The sequence below is a fragment of the Streptomyces marincola genome (genome assembly GCF_020410765.1).
Lineage (GTDB): Bacteria > Actinomycetota > Actinomycetes > Streptomycetales > Streptomycetaceae > Streptomyces > Streptomyces marincola.
This window is the reverse complement of record NZ_CP084541.1, coordinates 6,019,802-6,040,806: the sequence shown is the minus strand read 5'-3', so window position 1 is coordinate 6,040,806 and position 21,005 is coordinate 6,019,802. Positions and strand designations below refer to the sequence as shown.

Annotated in this window: 18 protein-coding genes; 6 read left to right on the top strand and 12 right to left on the bottom strand. The window is 74.6% G+C overall.

Features of this window, described 5'->3' with window-relative positions; translation table 11 throughout:
• Nucleotides 1–187: 187 nt before the first annotated feature.
• Genes LC193_RS26675 through meaB form a run of 3 tightly spaced genes read left to right on the top strand, consistent with a single transcriptional unit; the run spans nt 188 to nt 5,321 of the window.
• Nucleotides 188–2,083 (top strand): methylmalonyl-CoA mutase family protein, encoded by a 1,896-nt coding sequence (locus tag LC193_RS26675; protein ID WP_226077927.1) that lies wholly within the window; start codon nt 188–190, stop codon nt 2,081–2,083.
• Nucleotides 2,083–4,287, top strand: a complete 2,205-nt coding sequence (scpA, locus tag LC193_RS26670; RefSeq protein ID WP_226077926.1) for a methylmalonyl-CoA mutase — start codon at nt 2,083–2,085, stop codon at nt 4,285–4,287. Before LC193_RS26675 ends, scpA begins: the two co-directional genes overlap by 1 nt.
• Before the next feature lie 11 nt (nt 4,288–4,298).
• A complete protein-coding gene (meaB, locus tag LC193_RS26665) occupies nt 4,299–5,321 on the top strand; it encodes a methylmalonyl Co-A mutase-associated GTPase MeaB (protein ID WP_226077925.1) in 1,023 nt (340 codons plus the stop codon).
• Between the two features lie 64 nt (nt 5,322–5,385).
• Here the strand turns inward: meaB and LC193_RS26660 are convergent, their stop codons facing one another.
• Entirely contained in the window at nt 5,386–7,389 is a 2,004-nt protein-coding gene (locus LC193_RS26660) for a glycoside hydrolase family 31 protein (RefSeq protein WP_226077924.1), read from the bottom strand.
• A 306-nt stretch (nt 7,390–7,695) separates the two neighbouring features.
• Between LC193_RS26660 and LC193_RS26655 the strand changes: the two genes are divergently transcribed.
• Nucleotides 7,696–7,959 (top strand): DUF2795 domain-containing protein, encoded by a 264-nt coding sequence (locus LC193_RS26655; protein WP_318842190.1) that lies wholly within the window; start codon nt 7,696–7,698, stop codon nt 7,957–7,959.
• A complete protein-coding gene (locus LC193_RS26650; protein WP_226077923.1) occupies nt 7,956–8,774 on the top strand; it encodes an SDR family oxidoreductase in 819 nt (272 codons plus the stop codon). Before LC193_RS26655 ends, LC193_RS26650 begins: the two co-directional genes overlap by 4 nt.
• 65 nt (nt 8,775–8,839) lie before the next feature.
• Here the strand turns inward: LC193_RS26650 and LC193_RS26645 are convergent, their stop codons facing one another.
• The 11 genes from LC193_RS26645 to LC193_RS26595 form a co-directional block, all read right to left on the bottom strand.
• Nucleotides 8,840–10,213 (bottom strand): MFS transporter, encoded by a 1,374-nt coding sequence (locus LC193_RS26645; protein WP_226077922.1) that lies wholly within the window; start codon nt 10,211–10,213, stop codon nt 8,840–8,842.
• 169 nt (nt 10,214–10,382) lie between these two features.
• Nucleotides 10,383–11,558, bottom strand: a complete 1,176-nt coding sequence (locus tag LC193_RS26640) for a zinc-dependent alcohol dehydrogenase (protein ID WP_226077921.1) — start codon at nt 11,556–11,558, stop codon at nt 10,383–10,385.
• Nucleotides 11,559–11,680: 122 nt separating this feature from the next.
• A complete protein-coding gene (locus LC193_RS26635; protein WP_226077920.1) occupies nt 11,681–12,037 on the bottom strand; it encodes a hypothetical protein in 357 nt (118 codons plus the stop codon).
• Nucleotides 12,038–13,774, bottom strand: a complete 1,737-nt coding sequence (ctaD, locus tag LC193_RS26630) for an aa3-type cytochrome oxidase subunit I (RefSeq protein WP_226077919.1) — start codon at nt 13,772–13,774, stop codon at nt 12,038–12,040.
• A gap of 140 nt (nt 13,775–13,914) precedes the next feature.
• Nucleotides 13,915–14,487 carry a hemerythrin domain-containing protein gene (locus LC193_RS26625; RefSeq protein ID WP_226077918.1) on the bottom strand — a complete coding sequence of 191 codons (573 nt, stop codon included), beginning with the start codon at nt 14,485–14,487 and terminating at the stop codon, nt 13,915–13,917.
• A 14-nt stretch (nt 14,488–14,501) separates the two neighbouring features.
• Nucleotides 14,502–15,698 carry a hypothetical protein gene (locus LC193_RS26620; RefSeq protein WP_226077917.1) on the bottom strand — a complete coding sequence of 399 codons (1,197 nt, stop codon included), beginning with the start codon at nt 15,696–15,698 and terminating at the stop codon, nt 14,502–14,504.
• Nucleotides 15,699–15,773: 75 nt separating this feature from the next.
• Nucleotides 15,774–16,232, bottom strand: a complete 459-nt coding sequence (locus LC193_RS26615; RefSeq protein WP_226077916.1) for an SRPBCC family protein — start codon at nt 16,230–16,232, stop codon at nt 15,774–15,776.
• On the bottom strand, nt 16,211–17,812 hold the full coding sequence (locus tag LC193_RS26610) for a phytoene desaturase family protein (protein WP_226077915.1): 1,602 nt from the start codon (nt 17,810–17,812) through the stop codon (nt 16,211–16,213). The genes LC193_RS26615 and LC193_RS26610 overlap by 22 nt, the downstream gene beginning before the upstream one ends.
• Nucleotides 17,809–18,840: an NAD-dependent epimerase/dehydratase family protein gene (locus tag LC193_RS26605; RefSeq protein WP_264086284.1), complete on the bottom strand. Its 1,032-nt coding sequence runs from the start codon at nt 18,838–18,840 to the stop codon at nt 17,809–17,811. The genes LC193_RS26610 and LC193_RS26605 overlap by 4 nt, the downstream gene beginning before the upstream one ends.
• A gap of 32 nt (nt 18,841–18,872) precedes the next feature.
• Complete coding sequence (locus tag LC193_RS26600) at nt 18,873–19,256, bottom strand: DUF2267 domain-containing protein (RefSeq protein WP_226077914.1); 384 nt, start codon at nt 19,254–19,256, stop codon at nt 18,873–18,875.
• Between the two features lie 22 nt (nt 19,257–19,278).
• Complete coding sequence (locus tag LC193_RS26595; protein WP_226077913.1) at nt 19,279–19,701, bottom strand: CBS domain-containing protein; 423 nt, start codon at nt 19,699–19,701, stop codon at nt 19,279–19,281.
• A gap of 239 nt (nt 19,702–19,940) precedes the next feature.
• On the opposite strand from LC193_RS26595, the gene LC193_RS26590 reads away from it, so the two are divergent.
• Complete coding sequence (locus LC193_RS26590) at nt 19,941–20,861, top strand: SigB/SigF/SigG family RNA polymerase sigma factor (protein ID WP_226077912.1); 921 nt, start codon at nt 19,941–19,943, stop codon at nt 20,859–20,861.
• Nucleotides 20,862–21,005: the final 144 nt, after the last annotated feature.

Genomic DNA, 21,005 nt, shown 5'->3' with positions numbered 1-21,005 from the left:
GGGTGGGTAGGGGGTGGGGCGCGCGGGTGGGCGCGCGCGGGGCGCGGGAGCGGCTGCGCGGCCCGTCCGACCTGCGTCTCGGCGCGGCGGCGGGACGTCGAGCGGTACCGGGAGAACCGCGCGCCCGCGCCCGTGGAGTTGACAGAGAGACCGACGACTCCTGCGGGTGTCCTTCCCTTCTGCCACCATGACGGGCATGAGTGATGAGGAACTCCTCCTGGCCGCAGAGTTCCCCGCGGTGACGCGCGAACAGTGGCAGGACCTGGTGGCGGGCGTGCTCCGCAAGGCCGGGCGGGGCGACCTCGCCGGGCCGGACGCCGAGCGGAAGCTGGCGACCCGGCTCGGCGACGGGCTCGTCACGCGCCCGCTGTACACGGCGGAGGACGGCGGGGCCGAGGCCGCATACCCGGGATATCCGGGCTTCGCGCCGTTCGTGCGCGGCGGCCGGGCGCGGGGGACCGCGGTCACCGGCTGGGACGTGCGCCCGTGGCACAACGACCCGGATCCCGCCCGCGCCAACGAGGCCGCCCTCACCGACCTGGAGAACGGCGCCACGTCGCTGTGGCTGGCCGTCGGCGCGGCCGGGCTGCCGGTGAGCGGCATGGAGAAGGCGCTGGCCGGCGTCCACCTCGACCTCGCGCCCGTGGTGCTCGACGCGGGTCCCGAGACCGGCCCCGCCGCGCGCGAGCTGCTGCGGCTCCTCGCGGACCGCGGCGTGGCGCCGGGCGACGCGCTCGGCCACCTCGGCGCCGACCCGCTGGCCGTCGTGGCCCGCACGGGGGACGCCACCGGGCTGGCCGCGGCCTCGGCCGAGGCCGCGGAGCTCGCGGAGCTGTGCCACCGCGCGTACCCGAAGCTGACGGCCGTCGGCGTGGACGCGCTGCCCTACCACGAGGCGGGCGGCTCCGCCGCCCAGGAGCTGGGCTGCTCGCTGGCCACGGCGGTGGCGTACCTGCACGACCTCACCGAGGCCGGCCTGCCGCTCGACGCGGCGGCCCGCCAGCTGGAGTTCCGGTACGCGGCCACCGCCGACCAGTTCCTCACCATCGCCAAGTTCAGGGCCGCCAGGCGCCTGTGGGCGCGGGTCGCCGAGGTGTGCGGCGTCGCGCCGCACGCGCGCGCGCAGCGCCAGCACGCGGTGACCTCGCCGGTGATGATGACGCGGCGCGACCCGTGGGTGAACATGCTGCGCACCACCGTGGCCTGCCTGGCCGCGGGCACGGGCGGCGCGGACGCGGTGACGGTGCTGCCGTTCGACCACGAACTCGGGCTGCCCGACGCGTTCTCCCGGCGCATCGCGCGCAACACCTCGACCGTGCTCATGGCCGAGTCGCACCTGGCGCGGGTCATCGACCCCGCGGGCGGCTCGTGGTACGTGGAGGAGCTGACGGCCGACCTCGCGGAAGCCGGGTGGGCCTTCTTCCAGGAGCTGATGGGCGCCGGCGGGCAGGCCGAGGCGCTCGCCTCCGGCCTGGTCGGGGAACGGCTCGCCGCCACGTGGCGGGAGAGGTCGGCGCGGCTCGCCACGCGCCGGGAGCCGGTGACGGGCGTGAGCGAGTTCCCCTCGCTCGTGGAGCGCGAGGTGCGGCGGGCCGCGGCCCCCGAGCCGCTGAGCGGCGGCCTGCCCCGGGTGCGGCGGGACGAGGCGTTCGAGGTGCTGCGGGCGCGCAGCGACGCGCACCTGGCCGCGACGGGCGCCAAGCCCCGGGTGCTGCTCGCGGCGCTCGGCACGCCCGCCGCGCACACGGCGCGGGCGACGTTCGCGGCCAACCTGTTCCAGGCGGCCGGCATCGAGCCGGTGCACGAACCGGAGTCGGTTGACAAGGACTCGGCCGGCGCGGCCCTGCGGGCCGCGGGCACCGAGGTGGCGTGCCTGTGCTCGAGTGACGCGATGTACGCCGAGCGGGCGGCCGGCGTGGCCGCGGCGCTCAAGGGGGCGGGGGCGCGCCGGGTGTTCCTCGCCGGGCGGCCCGGCGAGCACGGGGACTCCTGGGAGCGGGCGGGCGTGGACGACTACGTGTTCGTGGGCTGTGACGCGGTCGCCGTCCTGTCCTCGGTTCTCGACCTCATGGGAGTGGCGTGATGGAGATCCCCGACTTCACCCGGATCGGCCTCGGCCCGGGCACGGGCGGCGGCACCGCGGCGGCGTGGCGGCAGCGGGTCGAGGAGGAGGCCGGGCAGGGCGCCGACGACCTGGTGTGGGAGACGCCCGAGGGCATCGCGGTCAAGCCGCTGTACACGGCCGAGGACCTGGAGGGCGTCGACTTCCTCGGCACCTACCCGGGCGTGGCGCCCTACCTGCGCGGCCCCTACCCGACGATGTACGTGAACCAGCCGTGGACGGTGCGGCAGTACGCGGGGTTCTCGACGGCCGAGGAGTCGAACGCCTTCTACCGGCGGAACCTGGCGGCCGGTCAGAAGGGCCTGTCGGTCGCGTTCGACCTGCCGACGCACCGCGGCTACGACAGCGACCACCCGCGGGTGACGGGCGACGTCGGCATGGCGGGCGTGGCGATCGACTCGATCTACGACATGCGCCAGCTGTTCGACGGCATCCCGCTCGACCGGATGAGCGTGTCGATGACGATGAACGGCGCGGTGCTGCCCGTGCTCGCGCTGTACATCGTGGCGGCCGAGGAGCAGGGGGTGGCGCCGGACAAGCTCGCGGGGACGATCCAGAACGACATCCTCAAGGAGTTCATGGTCCGCAACACCTACATCTACCCGCCGCAGCCGTCGATGCGGATCATCTCCGACATCTTCGCGTTCACCTCGCGGCGGATGCCGCGGTACAACTCCATCTCGATCTCCGGCTACCACATCCAGGAGGCCGGTGCGACGGCCGACCTCGAACTGGCCTACACGCTGGCCGACGGCGTGGAGTACCTGCGGGCCGGGCTGGCCGCGGGGCTCGACGTGGACGCGTTCGCGCCCCGGCTGTCGTTCTTCTGGGCGATCGGCATGAACTACTTCATGGAGATCGCCAAGCTGCGCGCGGCGCGGCTGCTGTGGGCGAAGCTGGTGCGGCGGTTCGAGCCGAAGAACCCCAAGTCGATGTCGCTGCGGACGCATTCGCAGACCTCGGGCTGGTCGCTGACGGCGCAGGACGTGTTCAACAACGTCACCAGGACCTGCGTGGAGGCGATGGCGGCGGCGCAGGGGCAGACCCAGTCGCTGCACACGAACGCGCTGGACGAGGCGCTGGCCCTGCCGACCGACTTCTCGGCGCGCATCGCCCGCAACACGCAGATCCTGCTCCAGCAGGAGTCGGGGACGTGCCGGGTGATCGACCCGTGGGGCGGCAGCGCGTACGTGGAACGGCTCACGCACGACCTGGCGCGGCGGGCCTGGCAGCACATCGAGGAGGTGGAGGCGGCCGGCGGGATGGCCAAGGCGATCGACGCGGGGCTGCCGAAGCTGCGGGTGGAGGAGGCGGCGGCCAGGACGCAGGCGCGCATCGACTCGGGCCGCCAGCCGGTCATCGGCGTGAACATGTACCGGGTCGACACCGACGAGCGGATCGACGTGCGGGCCGTGGACAACTCGGCGGTGCGCGCACGGCAGGTGGACAAGCTGCGGCGGCTGCGCGAGGAGCGGGACGAGGAGCGCTGCCTGGCCGCGCTCGACGCCCTGACGGCCGCGGCGGGCGCGTCCGGCTCCAAGACCGGTCTCGAAGGCAACCTGCTGACGCTCGCGGTGGACGCGGCCCGGGCGAAGGCGACGGTCGGGGAGATCTCGGACGCGTTGGAGAAGGTGTTCGGGCGGCACTCGGCGCAGATCCGTACCATCTCCGGTGTGTACCGGCAGGAAGCGCAGGGCTCGCCCGGGGTCGGCCGCACCCGGGAGCTGGTGGCGCGGTTCGAGGAGGCCGAGGGCCGGCGCCCGCGCATCCTGGTGGCCAAGATGGGCCAGGACGGGCACGACCGCGGCCAGAAGGTGATCGCCTCGGCGTTCGCCGACCTCGGCTTCGACGTGGACGTGGGCCCGCTGTTCCAGACGCCGGCCGAGGTGGCGCGGCAGGCCGTGGAGGCGGACGTGCACATCGTGGGCGTCTCCTCGCTCGCCGCCGGGCACCTGACGCTGGTGCCCGCGCTGCGCGCGGAGCTGGCGCGGGAGGGCCGGGAGGACATCACCATCGTGGTGGGCGGCGTGATCCCGCCGCAGGACGTGGCGGCGCTGCACGAGGCGGGCGCGGCGGCGGTGTTCCCGCCCGGCACGGTGATCCCGGACGCGGCCTTCGACCTGCTGACGACCGTTGCCGCCGGGCTCGGCCACGACGACCTGTAGAGACCGGGGACATGCCACGCACCATCGACATCGAGGCGTACGCCAAGGGCGTGCTGGCCGGCTCAAGGTCCCATGTGGCGCGCGCCATCACGCTGGTGGAGTCGACGCGTCCCGACCACCAGGAGCTGGCGCAGCGGCTGCTGCTCGACCTGCTGCCGCACGCGGGGCGCTCGCGCCGGGTGGGCGTCAGCGGGGTGCCCGGAGTCGGCAAGTCGACGTTCATCGACGCGTTCGGCAGCATGCTGACGGCGCGCGGGCACCGGGTCGCGGTCCTCGCGGTCGACCCGTCCTCGACGCGGACCGGCGGGTCGATCCTGGGCGACAAGACGCGGATGGAACGGCTGTCCGTCGACCCGGCGGCGTTCGTGCGGCCCTCGCCGAGCGCGGGGACGCTCGGCGGGGTCGCGAAGGCCACCAGGGAGAGCATCGTCGTCATGGAGGCGGCCGGCTACGACGTGGTGCTGGTGGAGACCGTCGGGGTGGGCCAGTCGGAGACGACGGTGGCCGGGATGGTCGACTCGTTCCTGCTGCTGAGCCTGGCCCGCACCGGCGACCAGCTCCAGGGCATCAAGAAGGGCGTGCTCGAACTGGCCGACGTCATCGCGGTGAACAAGGCCGACGGGCCGCACGAGCGCGAGGCGCGGGCCGCGGCCAGGGAGCTGGCGGGGGCGCTGCGGATGCTGCACCCCGCGGAGGAGGGCTGGACGCCTCCGGTGCTCACGTGCAGCGCGCTGGAGCGGGCCGGTCTGGAAACCGTGTGGGAGCGGCTTGAGCGGCACCGGGAGACGCTGGAGGCGACCGGCAGGCTGGCGGCGAAGCGGCGCGACCAGCAGGTGGACTGGGTCTGGTCGATGGTCCGCGACCACCTGCTCAACGGGCTGCGCCGGCATCCCACGGTGCAAGACCTGGCGCCGCGCGTGGAGGAGCAGGTCAGGCGCGGCACCCTGACGGCGACGCTGGCGGCCGAGCGGCTGGTGGCGGCGTTCCGGGAGTCGGAGGGGCCCGCCGGCGGGCAGGGCGAGGCCGGCCGCTGAGCCGGCCGCGGGCCGGCTGAACGGCCGGCCGCGCGGGCCGGCCCGGGCCGCCGCGGCCGGCCGTTCAGCCGCCGAGCCCCACCGCCCCGCCGCTTCCGGCCCGCACCCACGCGGGGAACTGGTCGGGGGCGCACCGCACCTCGCGCCAGCCCGGGCCGGTGAGCGGCGGGGCGCCGAGCAGCGGCTCCCACTCCCCCGGCGGCGCCCACAGCGCGCGCCGCCCGCCGGGTTCGAGCACGGGCGCGACCAGCACGTCGGGCCCCAGCAGGTACTGGAGGCCGGCGTCGCGGGCCGCGCGGTCCCCGGGGAACGCCAGCGGCATCGGCCGCATCAGCGGCAGGTCGCTGTCCGCGGACCGCGCGAGGTAGGGGCGCATCCGCCGGCGCAGCCGGCAGGCCGCGATGACGGCCGAGCGCACCGGCTCGGGGTAGGCGGTCGGCTCGCGGCGGCCCACGCCGTGGAAGCGGGTGAGCGGCGAGAACACGGCCCATTGCGCCCACCGGCCGTACAGTTCCGGATCGACGTCGACGGGCGCGGCGCCCGGTGTCATCGTGGCGCGCTGCTCCTGCGCGGCGCGGTAGGAGGCGGGGGTCCAGTAGCCGCCCGCGTCGTGGGTGACCAGGGACACGCCGCTGAGCGACAGGGACAGCAGGGCGCGCAGCGTGGAGACCAGTCCGCTCCAGGTGGACGGCAGGTCGCCGGCCCAGTGCGCGGGGTCGCGCTGCGAGCCCGCGGTGCCCGAGCGCGCGATGGCCGCGAAGTCGCCCGCCCTGGCCGCGAGGCCGGTCTCGCGGACCGCGTCCTGGTAGATGAGCCCGTAGCTGTTGCGGCGCTCCTCGCCCGTGGTGCCGTCGGCGAAGACGGCCGTCACGGGGACCTCCTCGCCGAAGTCGGCCAGCACGGCCGCGTTGCCCTCCTCCTCGATGGTGTGGCTCAGGCGCGCCGACCACCAGGCCCTGGCCTCGGCGTGCGTGAAGTCGACGACGAGGCAGTCGGGGTTGTTCTCGACGGGCACCGGGCGGCCGGCGGCGTCCCCGACCAGGTAGCCGAGGTCCTCAAGACGTGCGGCGAGCGGGCTGCCGCGCCTGATGTACGGGTTGATCCACAGGCTGGCCCGCACGCCGCGTTCGCGCAGCGCGGAGGTCCAGCCGGCGGGGAAGCGGGCCCGGTCGGGCCCTGAGCTCCAGGCGGCGTCGTACAGCACGGCCTCCTCAAGCCACTCGTCGACGTGGATGACGTCGACGGGGCAGTCGGCGGCCCGGAGTTCGTCGACCGTGTCGACCACTTCCCCGGCCGTGAAGTAGGAGGAACGGCTCATCCACACGCCGAAGGCCCATTCGGGCAGGGTGCGGGAGCGGCCGGTGAGCGCCTGGTAGCGGCGCAGGATGGTGGGGGCGTCGCCGGAGATGAGGAACAGGTCAGGGCTTTCGCCTGCGATCCGCACGGCGGCGGCCTCGGAGTGGGTGGCGCCCAGGTCGGCCTCGACGGTGCCGCCGGTGTGCGCGTACAGCCCCCAGCCGGCGTCCGACCACAGGAACGGGACGTTGAGATAGGCGGTGTCGCGGCCCGCGGCCCGGTTCTCCTCGGTGTTGCGCAGCCTGCGGTGCCGGCCGCGCAGGTCGATGCCCTGGTAGCTCTCGCCGCCGCCGTAGACGGCCGCGTCCGGGGCCAGGTGGACGGTCTCCACCCAGCGGCCGGCGGGGTGCTCCCGGGTGGGCTCCTCGCGTCCTGCCAGGAACGGCACGGTGTCGGCCTCGGGGTCGGCGAACCGCCGGTAGGCGCCGAACGCCAGGCCCTGCCCGCCGCGCCACACCGCGTCGACGCCCGGCCCGGTGATGCGGGCGCCGCCGGGTTCGCCCGTCACGCGGGCCGGTGGGTCCGGCAGGTCGCGCAGCAGCGGGGTCCCGTACTCCGGCGCGCCGCTGCGGCCGGCCTCGCGCAGCCGCAGCACGCCCTCGACGGGCACGGTGCAGGCGAGGGTGAGCGTGCGGCCGGAGCCCAGGGTGACGCGCAGGTGCCGGCCGTCGGGCGTCGGCTCGGCCGCCGCGTACGGGTCGGTCTCCGCCATGGCCACCTCCGTCGCGTCGTGAACGCCGCGCGCCGTGCGCGGGGCGCGTGCCGGGTACCCGGCACCGCGTCCGGGATAACGCGCCCCTGGGGGACGGAGCGCCCCGCGTCCGGTATGCGCACGGCGCTTCGCCGCGGGCCCCAGCGCGTGACGGGCGGGTCACGCGGGGGCGCGCCACCGCATACGCGGCTCGCGCCGCGCGCGCCCGGGCGCTCGGGGTGGCGTGTGACCTGCGGAAACGGAGCACGCCCCGGCCGGGTGGCGCGGGCGGCCCTGGCGCCCGCGAGCCGGGCGGCTCGGCCGCGCATGCCTCGGGACACCGTCGGGTACACGGTCGGCGTCATCCGTTATGCGGACACGCCGAGAGAACGGGAGGACACGATGGCGAAGGCCAATCCCATCGAGGTGCAGAAGGCCCTGAAGAACACCAGCTACCCGGCGGACAAGCCGGACCTGGTCGAGACGGCGAAGCGCAACGGCGCCGACAAGCGGCTGGTCAAGAAGATCGCCGCGATGCCGGGCGACCGCTTCGACGGCCCGAACGACGTCGAGAAGGCGATGTTCGAGTGACAGCGTCGCGCGCCCAGCACCCCGCCCCCGTCGCCCTGGTGACGGGGGCGGAGTCCGGTATCGGCCGGGCGAGCGCCGTCCGGCTGGCGGGGGACGGCATGGACATCGGAGTCGTCTGGTACCGCGACGAGGCCGCGGCGGAGCGGACGGCGCGCGAGGTGCGGGCCGCGGGCCGCCGGGCGGAGACCGCGTGGGCGGACCTGGCTGACCTGCCGGGTGCGGCGGACGTGGTGGACACGCTCGCCGAACGCCTCGGCCGGCTCGACGTGCTGGTCAACAACGCGGGCACGGGCAGTCCGCCCGTTCCGTTCACCGACGTGGACCTGCCGGCGGTGCGGCACGTGCTCGACGTGAACCTGACCGCGCCGCTGCTGCTGTCCCAGCGGGCGGCCCGCCGGATGATCGCCCAGGGCGGCGGGGGCCGCATCGTCAACGTGACCAGCGTCCACGAGCACCAGCCCCGGGTGGGCGCGGCCCCGTACTGCGCGGCGAAGGGCGGGCTCGGCCTGCTGACGCAGGTGATGGCGCTCGAACTGGCCGAGCACGGCATCCGCGTGAACGCGGTCGCGCCGGGGGAGATCGCGACCCCCATGACGGGCCAGGAGGACGCGGACGTCACGACGCTGGAGCGGCCCGGCGTGCCGCTTGGGCGGCCGGGCGACGCGCGGGAGGTCGCCGAGGTGATCGCGTTCCTGGCCGGCGAACGGTCCGGGTACGTCACGGGCGCCTCGTGGGCCGTGGACGGCGGGATGCTGCGGATGGGCCCGATGGGCGGGTCCCACCTGCGGGAACACGACTGGCGCAGCCCCGGCTGACCCCGCGGGCGCGGGGGCGCGCGGGCGGGGGCGCGCGAATCGGATCGCGCGGGCGGGGCGCGCGTTCAGGCCGTCGGCACCAGCTCCGCCTCCGCGGCCGGCCGCGTGGCCGCGGGAACGGGCACGGGGGCCGGCCGCGGGTCCCGCGCCGGGGAGGCGCGCCGCAGCAGCAGGGGCCGCAGGGCGAGGCCCGCGGTCGCGGCTCCGGCGATCACCACGCCGCCGATCACGAGGGCCGCCCTGGGCCCGGCCAGTTCCATGAGGAGCCCGATGAGCGGCGGGCCGGCCAGGCCCCAGCCGGTGCTCAGGCTGCGCCACACGCCCAGGACGCGCCCGCGCAGGTGCGGCGGCGGCTCCGTCTGGAGCACGGTCGCGCCCGCGGTGTCGGACACGGATTCGACCATGGCCATGGGCACGACCAGCAGGACGAGCAGCGCGAGGCCGGGCGTGACCCCGGCCGCGACCTGGAGCAGCGCGCCGGCGCCTGCCATGGCCGCGACGAGCCGGACCGAGGGCCGCTGGAGCAGGCCGGCGAGCACGGCGCCCACCATGCCGCCGACGGCCAGGGCCGTGGAGACGGTGCCGAAGGCACCGGCGCCGGCCGCGAGCGGCCCGGTGACCAGGACGGCCAGGGTCAGGCCGTAGTTGCGGCCGAAGACGGCGGCGAGCCCGGTGATGGCGGCGAGCGCGACCAGCCTCGGCCGGCCGAAGAAGAAGCGCAGCCCCTGGCGCGCCTCGGCGGCGGCCGTTCCGCGCGGCTGCTGGGCGCCCAGGTCGTCGGCGTCCGGGTCCGTCGACCGGTCGATCAGTCTCAGGAACGGGATGACCGCGGCGACGCACAGGAACGACAGGCCGTTGGCCACGAAGGCCGTCGCGGTGCCGAACAGCGCCACGGCGCCGCCCGCGAGCGCGGCGCCCGCGAGGCGGCCGACGCTGTGCACGGCCGAGCCGAGGGCGATGGCCGAGGGCACGTCGCGCGTGCGCACCAGGTCGTTGCCGAGCAGCGCGCAGGCCGGCCCGTCGACGGTGGCGATGATGCCGGTGACGGCGGCGAGGGTGAGCAGCAGCGGCACGTTGAGCAGGTCGAACGCGACGAGCGCCGCCGTGCAGAAGGCGATGGCGCCGAGCAGCGCCTGGCTGACGGCGGCCGTCAGCTTGCGCGGCCACGCGTCGACGGCCGCGCCGCCGAGCAGTCCGAGCAGCAGCCCGGGGCCCGCCTGGACGGCGAGGGACACGCCCGCCATGGCGGCGGACCCGGTGACGTCGAGGACGAGGAGGCTCTGGACGGTCAGCTGCATCCAGGTGCCGGCGTTGGAGACCAGGTTGGCGGCCGACCACCAGCGCATGCTGGGGTAGCGCAGGCAGCGCCACGGGCCGCGCCGGGCGGCCCGCGGACCGCCGGTGGTCCGCGCGGCGGGCGCGGAGGGGGAAGAGGGCATGAGGCGGCGAGGGTCGGGGGAGGTGGGGAGGAGGGCCGGGTCGGCGCCCGGTCCGCCGACCACCATGGCAAACGCGCCCCCCGCCGGGAAGACCAAGATCGGCCCGGCGCGGTGCCCGCGGGCCGCCGCCCCTTGCGGCGCACGGCCCGCGCCCCCCGGGTGCCGTTGCTCACACCGTCAGGACGATCTTGCCGGTCTCCTTGCGCTGGAACATGGCGTAGGCGTCGGGCGCCTGGTCGAGGGGCAGGTGGTGGGTGGCGAAGTCCTCGACGCCGAGTTGGTCGTCGCCGGCCAGCAGCGGCAGGACGTCGGGCAGCCAGCGCCTGACGTTGGCCTGCCCCATGCGCAGCTGGATCTGCTTGTCGAACAGCGTGAGCATGGGCATGGGGTCCGCCATGCCGCCGTAGACACCGCTGAGGGAGATCGTGCCGCCGCGCCTGACCAGGTCGATCGCCAGGTAGAGCGCGGACAGCCGGTCGACGCCCGCCTTGCCCGCGACCTTCTCGGCGGCCTTGCCAGGCAGCAGGCCGCCGAGGTCCTGGAGCAGCTTGCCCGCGGTGCTGCCGTGCGCCTCCATCCCGACGGCGTCGACGACCGAGTCGGCCCCTCTGCCGTCCGTGAGGTCGCGCACGGTCTCCACGATGTCGTCCTCGCCGGTCAGGTCGAGGGTGGTGACGCCGCGGGCGCGGGCCCTGGCCAGCCGTTCCGGCACCAAATCCACGCCGATGACCTGCCGGGCGCCCTGGAGCAGCGCGAGGCGGCAGCACATGTCGCCGATCGGGCCGAGGCCGAGGACGAGCAGGGTGCCGTCCTTGGGCACGTCCGCGTAGGCCACGGCCTGGTAGGCCGTGGGCAGCACGTCGGACAGGTACAGGTACCGGTCGTCGCTGACGTCGGGCGGGACGACGACAGGACCGTAGTGCGCCTGCGGCACCCGCAGGTACTCGGCCTGACCGCCCGGCACGGAGCCGTACAGCTTGGTGTAGCCGAAGAGGGCCGCGCCCGAGCCCTGCTCGCGCACCTGCGTGGTCTCGCACTGGGTCTGGAGTCCGCGCTCGCACATGAAGCAGGAGCCGCAGGCGATCTGGAACGGGACGACGACGCGGTCCCCCGGCCTGAGGCCGGTCACGGCGGAGCCGACCTCGGTCACGACGCCCATCGGCTCGTGCCCGAGGATGTCCCCCGGGGTCATGAACGGCGAAAGCACCTCGTACAGGTGCAGGTCGGAGCCGCACAGGCCGGTGGAGGTGATCCGGATCACCGCGTCCGTCGGCTGCTCGATCCCGGGGTCCGGCACCTCCTCCACCCGAACGTCCCGCTTGCCGTGCCACACGACTGCCTTCATCGTTCGCTTCCTCCTTCGTGACGCGTCCGGCGCTCCGGCCCGGCCGCCGCGGGCCGAAATGCCGGGCGAGTACCCGTCCGGGGCCTGGCCAGTCCCCGCGGGCCCGCACGCGCCGGGGGGTTTCAGGCCGCGAGGGCCGTCAGCGTCAGGCCCGCGGCGAGGGCCGTCACGAGCAGCACGGCGCACACGGCGGCGCACAGCACGCGCTGCCGCAGGTGCCGGTAGCGGGCGCTGTACTCCGCGCGCAGGCCGTGGCAGCGGTCGGCGACGGCGGTGAGCACGCGCCGCGACAGCGCGATGCGTTCCTCCGCGTACCGGTGCGCGACATCGGCGCGCTGCTCGTCGGTGAGTCCTGGGACGCTCGCCGCGAACAGGTCCGCCTCGGCGCGGGCTCCCGCGAGTTCGGACTGCCACAGCAGGTAGCCCTCAAGCTGCGCGATCCCCGAGGCCGCCTCGCGCTCGGGTCCCGTGGCGCGCACTCAGGACTCCTCGGGGTCGGGCCCGGGCGCGTGGCCGCCGGCCTCCGCGACGTCGCGGCGCCCGCTGTGGCGGGCCTGGTCGATGGCGACCACGTGCGGGTGGTGCAGGTCGAAGGCGGGCGACTCGGAGCGGATGCGGGGCAGGGTCGTGAAGTTGTGCCGCGGCGGCGGGCAGGACGTGGCCCATTCGAGGGAGCGGCCGTAGCCCCACGGGTCGTCCTCGGTGACCTTCGGCGCGTACTTGGCGGTGCGCCAGACGTTGTAGAGGAACGGCAGCGTCGACATGCCGAGCAGGAACGCGCCGATGCTGGAGATCATGTTGAGCCCCGTGAAGCCGTCGGCCGCCAGGTAGTCGGCGTAGCGGCGGGGCATGCCCTCGGCGCCGAGCCAGTGGTGGACGAGGAAGGTGCCGTGGAATCCGATGAACAGCGTCCAGAAGTGGATCTTGCCGAGCCGTTCGTCGAGGCGGGTGCCGAAGAACTTGGGCCACCAGAAGTGGAACCCGGCGAACATCGCGAACACGACCGTGCCGAACACCACGTAGTGGAAGTGGGCGACGACGAAGTAGCTGTCGGTCACGTGGAAGTCGAGCGGCGGCGAGGCCAGCAGGACCCCCGTGAGCCCGCCGAACAGGAACGTGACGAGGAAGCCGATGGACCACAGCATCGGCGTCTCGAAGGACAGGGAGCCGCGCCACATCGTGCCGATCCAGTTGAAGAACTTCACCCCGGTGGGCACGGCGATCAGGAACGACAGCAGCGAGAAGAACGGCAGCAGCACCGCGCCGGTGGCGAACATGTGGTGGGCCCACACCGTCACGGAGAGGCCGGTGATGGCGATGGTGGCCCCGACCAGGCCGATGTAGCCGAAGATCGGCTTGCGGCTGAAGACGGGGATGATCTCGGTGACGATGCCGAAGAACGGCAGCGCGATGATGTACACCTCGGGATGGCCGAAGAACCAGAACAGGTGCTGCCACAGCAGCGCACCGCCGTTGCGCGCGTCGAAGACGTGCGACCCGAACACCCGGTCGCTGGCCAGACCGAACAGGGCGGCGGCCAGCACGGGGAACGCCAGGAGCACCAGCACGCTGGTGAGGAGGATGTTCCAGGTGAAGATCGGCATCCGGAACATCGTCATGCCGGGGGCGCGCATGCACAGGATGGTCGTCACGAAGTTGACGGCGCCGAAGATGGTGCCGAAGCCCGAGAGGGCCAGGCCCATGACCCACATGTGGGGCCCGAGTCCCGGTGAGTAGATCTCGTCGTTGAGCGGGCTGTAGGCGAACCAGCCGAAGCTGGCCGCGCCCCGCGGGGTGAGGAACGAGGCGAGGACGAGGAGTCCGCCGAAGAGGTACAGCCAGTACGCGAGGCCGTTGAGGCGTGGGAACGCCACGTCGGGGGCGCCGATCTGGAGCGGCACGATCCAGTTGGCGAAGCCGGCGAAGAGCGGGGTGGCGAACAGCAGCATCATGATCGTGCCGTGCACGGTGAACGCCTGGTTGTACTGCTCGTTGGTCAGCAGCTGGGTACCGGGGCGGGCGAGTTCGGCCCGCATCACCAGGGCGAGCGCGCCGCCGACCATGAAGAAGAGGAAGGAGGTGACGAGGTAGAGGGTGCCGATCTTCTTGTGGTCGGTCGTGGTCAGCCACGACACCACGGCCTGCCCGGGGCTCCTGGGCTTCTTCTTCGGCCCCGGGCCGGGAGCTTCGGGCCGCGCCTGGGTGACGGTCGCCATGTAAGGGGTCCTTTCGGGGGAGGTCGCGGCCCGTTCTATCGCCGCGAGCCGCGACCGCCCCGGTTTGACCCTTTCGTGGGCCCGGGCACGCGCGGGACGACGCGCCTCGCCGGTGACCGGCGCGCCCGCGCGCGCCCCTGTCAGCCGTCCTTGCCCATGGCCTTCCGCACGGCGTCCCTGGTGCGGTCCATGAGCGCGGCGACCGGGCCGGCCGCCAGGTTGGCCGCGGCGCCCTGGACCGCGGGGTGGGGCCGGGTCGGCGCGGTGGCCTCGGCCGCGCGCACGGCCTTGGCCAGGGTCACGAGCCGTTCGGGGTCCGCGCGGCGGCGCAACTGGAGGAACTCGTAGCGCTCCTCGGCGCGGGCGTGCTCCATCACGTCCATGCGCAGGGCCCGGAGCCCGGCGAGGAACTCGGGCGACTCCGGGTCCATGCCGTCCAGCCGGGCCAGGGTCTCCTTGGCCTCCTTCTCCTCCGCCAGCCGGTCGGCGACGACGCCGTCGCCGCCGTCGAACAGGCCCCGCGCGTACGGGTGCACGACCTCCTGCTCGGCCGTCTCGTGCACGGCCAGCATCCGCACCAGGCGGCGGAACGCGTCACGGCGGTCGTCGCCCCGCGCGCGTTCGACCTCGTCGAACAGGTTGCGGATCTCGCCGTGCTGGTGCGTCAGCAGTGCCACGACGTCCTCGTCACGCGTCTCGTCGGCGTGTGCCACGGTGTGTTCCCTCCTCAGCGGCGGTGCGAGGCAACGGGGTGCTCGCCCTCGGTCTCGACCCGGTAGTCGCCGCCGAACATCTCGCGGTGACGGCTCAGCACCTCGTCGCTCGGCGCCGGCCCGTCGCCGTTGAGCTGCTGCTGCATGCGTTCGAAGCGCTCGTGCGCGTCGCGGACGTAGCCGGTGCCCAGGGTGGTCAGGTCCAGCTGGTCGGCGATCAGCTCCCGCAGGTACTGCTTGTTCGGCTCGAAGGTCAGCACGTTCGGCAGCTGCGGGGCCAGCACCTCGGCCGGGTCCCGGCCGTCGTGGCGGCGCATCAGGTCGCAGGCGATGCGCAGGTGCTCAAGCTCCATGTTGAGGTGCAGCTCCCAGATGGCCTTCACCCGCCGGTCGCTCTCCTGCTCCATGAACGAGTGGTACAGGTAGCACTCGTTGTACTCGTGGTGCACCAGCTGCTCCCACCACGTCTCCCCCGGGTCGACCAGCGACTCGTAGTGGGTGACGTGCTCCTCCTCGATCAGCCCGATCTCCTGGTACAGCTTGCGGGCGATCGGCTCCATGTACGTCGGGCCGACGTTCATGTAGAAGTTCATGGTCTGCTGCTCGGCCGACATGACCGTCAGCGCGTGCAGCTTGGAGAGCGGGTCGGCGCGCTGCCGGTCGTAGGGCTCGCGCACGTTGTCCACCGGGTGCCGGTGGTGCATCGGCGTGGGGCGGCCCGGCATGACCTCGGTGAGCTGGTCGACGATCTCCTCCGCCTTGCGGTGCTCGATCATCTCGTACAGGTTCGCGTAGCGGTACAGGTGGTCGAAGTCCTCAAGCACGCCGAACTGGTACGCCTGCTTCAGGTACGGGTCGGGCTCGGCCCGCGCCACCCACGCGGTGAGGTCGACCGCCACCTGCTCGTAGGAGATCGTCGTCTCCAGCACCGAGGACACCCCCGGGAGCAGCCAGTTGACGGCCTTCTGCTGCTGCGCCTCGATGTAGCGCACCTCGGCCAGCTGCCGCTTGACCTCCAGGTCAGGGCAGTGCCGGGCGAACTGGTGGCTGAAGAGGATCGCCTCCACCTCGATCCCGTTCATCGTGATGATCCGGCACCGCGTGTACGGGTCGCTGCGGTCGGGGTCGACCGGCTCGACGGCCAGCTCCCGCCAGTTGCGCACCTGCCGGTCGAGCGGGATGCCCCGCTGCTCCAACGGATCGAACGTCATGCGTCGTCCTCCAGGGTGGGTGGGAAGGCCAGTGCTATCCGGCCCGCCGCCCGGCCCCGGAACGCCGCGCCGGGGTCAGCCGTCGGATGGAGCAGCTTCCGCGTCCGATTCGACGACGTGCGCGAGTCGCTGCACCATGCGGCGGTTGCGCAGGTGCAGCAGGGTGTCGGCGAGGGTGTTGTGCAGCCGGCCGCCCGGGCCGGTGAGCGGGTGCTCGTCGATGGTCACCAGGGTGTGCTCCTCGCCCCAGGGCCGCAGCTCGATGCCGATGCGGGCGGTGCCCACCAGGCGGCTCTGCGCTTCGAGTTCGAGCAGGCGGACCGGTTCGCAGGCGCGCACGACCGTGCGCCCGTGCAGCACCTTGGGCCCGATCCGCACGGCGTACTGGAGGGCCGAGCCGACCTCGGGCCAGGCGCCGCTGAGCGGGCGGGAGCCGGCCGTGCCGACGACCCACTCCGCGTATCGGTCGCCGTCGGCGAGTACCGCCCACACGGCGGGCGGGGGGCGTTTGATCAGGACCGGCCGGACGGCCATGGGCTGTTCCTTCCTCCTCGGTCGCGCCCGGCCCTCCACCGGGCGGCGTGCAGTGCGGCGCGGGCGGCGTTGGCCCCGCAGGCCCCGTGCACCCCGCCGCCCGGGTGGGCCGAGGACGAGGCCAGGTAGAGGCCGGCGACCGGTGTGCCGGGGCGTCCGGTACCGGGCACGGGGCGGAAGACGAGCTGCTGGTGGGGGGCCGCGGTGCCGCCGCCGAGCGTGCCGTGCTCCAGGCTGGGGTTGCGCGCCTGGAGGTCCGCGGGGGTCAGGACGCGGCGCGCCGCGACCGTGTCGCGGAAGCCGGGCGCGAACCGTTCCACGGCGGCTTCGAGCCGGTCGGCCAGCTCCTCCGGGGTCGCGCGGTGGGCGGCGCGCGGCAGGTGCGTGTAGGCCCAGGCGGACTCCGTTCCCGCGGGCGAGCGGCCGGGGTCCGCGGTGGTCATCTGGCCGAGGATGACGAACGGGTCGGCCGGGACGCGTCCTTGGGCCAGGTCGGCGGCGTAGCGGGTCAGGTGGTCGCGGTCGGGGGCGAGGTGGACGGTGCCGCCCGCGGCGGCCTCGGGCGCGGCCCACGGGATGGGCCTGGTCAGCGCCCAGTCGACCTTGAACGTCGGGTCGTCCCACTCGAACCTGCGCACGTCCTCGCGCAGCCGGGCGGGCAGGTGGGCCCAGTCGACCAGGCCGCCGTACAGGGCCGGGGCCGGCGCGTCGGCCAGGACCGCGCGGCGCGCGGGGACGCGTTCGCCGCCGGCCAGGCGGACGCCGGTGCACCGGCCGTCGCGGACGTCGATCCGGGTGACGGGCGCGCCGCAGCGCACTTCGCCACCCAGCGCGGTGAACCGGCGCGTCAGCGCGTCCGTGAGCCGGCCGGCGCCGCCGGCGGGCACGGGCCAGCCGTGGCGCTGCCCGAGCATGGTCAGCAGCCAGCCGAACGCGCCGCTGCCCGCGGACTCCGGGGTCAGGTCGGCGTGCAGGGCGCTGCCGGCGAGCAGCAGCGGGCCGCCAGGGCCCGTGAACTCCTCGTCCCCGAGCCGCCGGGCCGGGAGCGCCAGGCTGCGCAGCAGCCGCAGGCCCTCGGCGGGCGGCAGCAGGCGGCGCAGCAGCGCGGCGCCGCGGCGCACGGGCGGGAACGGGCCGAGCAGGGCGCCGACGAGGTCGGGGGCGAGCCGGTCCCACCGGGCGACGAGACGCAGCCACGCCTCGCCGTCGCCGGGGGCGAGCGCGTCCAGCGAGGCGGCGGTGCGTTCGGCGTCGCGGTGCAGGACGGCGCAGCGGCCGTCGGGCAGCGGGTGGGCGAGCACGGCGGGCGCGTGGCTCCACGTGAGGCCCCAGCGGTCCAGGCGCAGGCGGCGCAGCACAGGGGAGGCGACGGCCAGCGGGTAGAAGGAGCTGAACAAGTCGTTGACGTAGTCGGGGTGCACGCCGCGGTCGCTGCGCACGGCGCCGCCGGGTTCCGGCGCGGCCTCGACGACGAGGACGCGCCAGCCGGCGTCGGCGAGCAGGTTGGCGGCGACGAGCCCGTTGGGGCCCGCGCCGACGACGACGGCGTCGTGGGCCGCCCGGCCCGCCGCGGCCGTCACGCCCGCTCCCCCGCTCCGGTGGCGGCCTCCCTGAGCCGGCCGCCGCCCGGCAGGCGCCGGCGCAGGGGCGGCGTCCGGCCGCCGCCGTGCCGCAGCCCGTGCAGGAAGCGGGCGGCGGCGTCGGCCGCCGAGTGGCGTGGCCGCCAGCCGAGTTCGCGCCGGGCGCGTGCGGTGTCCATCAGCGGGAACGCGAGGACCGCGTCGAGCATGGGCGCCGAGGTGGGCACCAGGCGCAGGTGCCAGGCCGCGTCGACGGCCGCGCGCACCGGGCGGTGCGGCAGCGGGACGCACCGGGCGCCGCACAGGTCGGCGAGCAGCCGGGCGTCGATGACGGGTTCCGCGGCGATGTTGAACGCGCCGCGGGCGTCGCCGAGCGCGGCGCGGCAGAACGCGTCGGCCGCGTCGTCGGCGTGCAGGGCCTGGAAGCGCAGGCGGGGCAGGTCGGGAACGATCCGCAGCGGGCGCGGGGGGCGCCGGGTGGGGAAGAAGGGCCCGGCGAACAGCCGGCGTTGCTGGGGCGCGGTGTCGGCACCGAGCACGATGCCGGGGCGCAGGCGCACCACGCGCGGTCCCGGGTGGCGGTGCTCGAAGGCGTCGAGGAGGCGTTCCGCGTAGGCCTTTTCGCGCGGGTAGGGCGCGGTGGGCCAGCCGTGGGTGGGCCAGGACTCGGGCACGCGGCGCTCCCTCGGGCCGGGGGCGTAGGCGACGACGGAGGAGGCGTGGACGAGGGCGGGCACGCCGGCGCGCGCGACGGCGGCGAAGACCCGTTCTGTGCCGAGGACGTTGGTGCGCCAGGTGACCTCGGGGCGGTGCGCCGGCTGGAAGAGGCACGCCAGGTGGATGACGGCGTCCGCCCCCGAGAACAGCCGGTCGAGCCGCGCCGTCGCGGTGATGTCGGCAGCCGCCCAGGCGGCCCCGGGCGGCAGCGGCCCGGGCGGGCGCCGGGACAGGCCGAGGACGGACCCCACGCGGGGGTCCCCGGCCAGCCGGCGCACCACGCCCGTGCCGATGGTGCCGGTGGCGCCCACGACGACGACGCGGGCGCCGCCGTCCGCGGTGCTCAGGACAGCTCCGCGTAGCCGAAGAGGTCGGCGTAGCCCGAGGGCAGCTGGCTGAGCACCTTGTTCATCTCCCCGCCCGCGACGCGTTCCGAGATGACGGAGAACACCACGCGCGTATCCGTCTCCGCGGTCTCCTCGTCCTCGTCGGCACGTTCCGCGACCTGGGCGATGAATTCCTGAACTCCCCAGCTCCTTCCGGCCCCTCCCGAGCTCTCCAGGATATCGGCGAGCGGCATGGGAAGTTGATCGGCGAGATGCACGGCCGATGCCGCGGGCAGCCGGTCGCTCAGCGTCCCGACCACCGTCGAGACAATTTTCTCCGCCTCGTCGAGCGGATATTCGCCGCGGTCGCGGACGGTGGAAAGGAATTCGTCGTAGGACATGGTGTCGCCTTCCGGTGGTTCTTTACTCGCTCGGCCGGGCCGCGGAGACGTCCGCGAGGCCGGACTCGGGATCGAGCTCGATGGCGAGGTCGCCGAGGCTGAGGACGCCGAGCAGCTTGCCGTCGTCGACGACGGGGAGCCGCCGCACGGCCTTGCCGCGCATGGCCTCCGCCGCTTCCGCGAGGGTGGCGGACGGGGCGACCGTCGCCAGCTCCTCCCGGCTCGACACCTCCTGGACCGGCGTGTCGGCGGCGCGCCCCTCGGCGAGCACGCGGACCGCGAGGTCCCGGTCGGTGACGATGCCGACCACCCGGCCGCCGTCCTCGACGACCGCGACGTTGCCGCTGTCGTGCTCCTTCATGAGCCGTGCCGCGTCGGCGACGGTGTCGCCGCCGCGGACCGTGGCGGGCTCGCGGGTCATCAGTTCGGCCACCGTGCGTGCCATGATCGTTTCCCCTTTCGTGGGCGGTCTCCGGGCTTGCCCCGGCGGGTGACGGCTTTCGGTTTGCGCGAGGCCGTGGTAGGTGCGGGTAACCGGGTGCGCACCCGGAAAACCTCTCTCCCGGCGTCGTTCCACGGCTCAAGATGTGCGGGTCCGCAATTGCGGGCAGACTTGTCGGGAACGGCCTCTTCCCGTGGCGAGCAGCGCGGAATCGCACGCCCACCCTCACCAGGGAGAGCAGAATGAATACACCCGCACATCCCCGTAAGAAGCGACATCCGCACGACGACGCACCGGACACCAGCCGGCAATTCGAGCGCATCGCCGAGTTGCCGCCGTGTCCCGAGCGCGAGGCTTTGTGCCGCGACGTGATATGCGCCTGGATTCCGATGGCGGACCGCTTGGCGCGCACGTTCCGCGACCGGGGCGAGGCGCTTGAGGACCTGGAGCAGGTCGCCGCGCTCGGCCTGGTCAAGGCCGTCCACCGGTTCGACCCGAGCCGCGGCCGGCCGTTCGAGAGCTACGCGGTGCCGACGATCGTCGGCGAGGTCAAGCGCCACTTCCGGGACCACATGTGGGGACTGCACGTGCCGCGCCGGACGCAGGAGCTGCGCAACCGGGTGCGCGCCTCGGCCCGGCAGCTGAGCTTCCGGCTGGACGAGCGGGGGCCGAGCGTCGCGCAGATCGCGGAGCACAGCGGCCTGAGCGAGGACGAGGTGCGGACGGGCATGGAGGCGCTGGAGAGCTTCAGCACCCTGTCCCTGAACGCGGAACTCCCGGGCGCCGACGGCGACTACTCGCTGCTCGACACCCTCGGCACGCTCGAACCGGGTTTCGACCGCGTCGTGGACCGCGAGTCCGTGAAGAGCCCGCTCCAGGCCCTGCCGGAACGCGAACGGCACATCCTGTACCTGCGGTTCTTCCACGGCATGACGCAGAGCCGCATCGCCTCGCAGCTCGGCATCTCGCAGATGCACGTGTCGCGCCTGCTCAGCCGGGCCTGCGCGCGCATCAGGGCGGAGGTCGAGGGCGCCGGGAGCGCCGAGGACGTCGAGGCCGCGTGCGAGGGCGGGGACACGGCGGGCGGCAGGGGCGCGGGCTCCGCCGGACGGGTGAACGGCACCGCGCCGCAGCCGGCCGCCCGCGGCGGGAAGGCGGCCTGAGATGCGACTCGGCCCGTTGCGCCGCCCCTTGACCGCCCTGTGGGCGCTGCGCACGGTGTGGCGCTTCGTCCAGCGCCACCGCGCCCGCCGCGCGGCCCGCCGCCCTCCCCCGGGCGGCGGTCCTGCGGCCTGACCGGCCCCGGC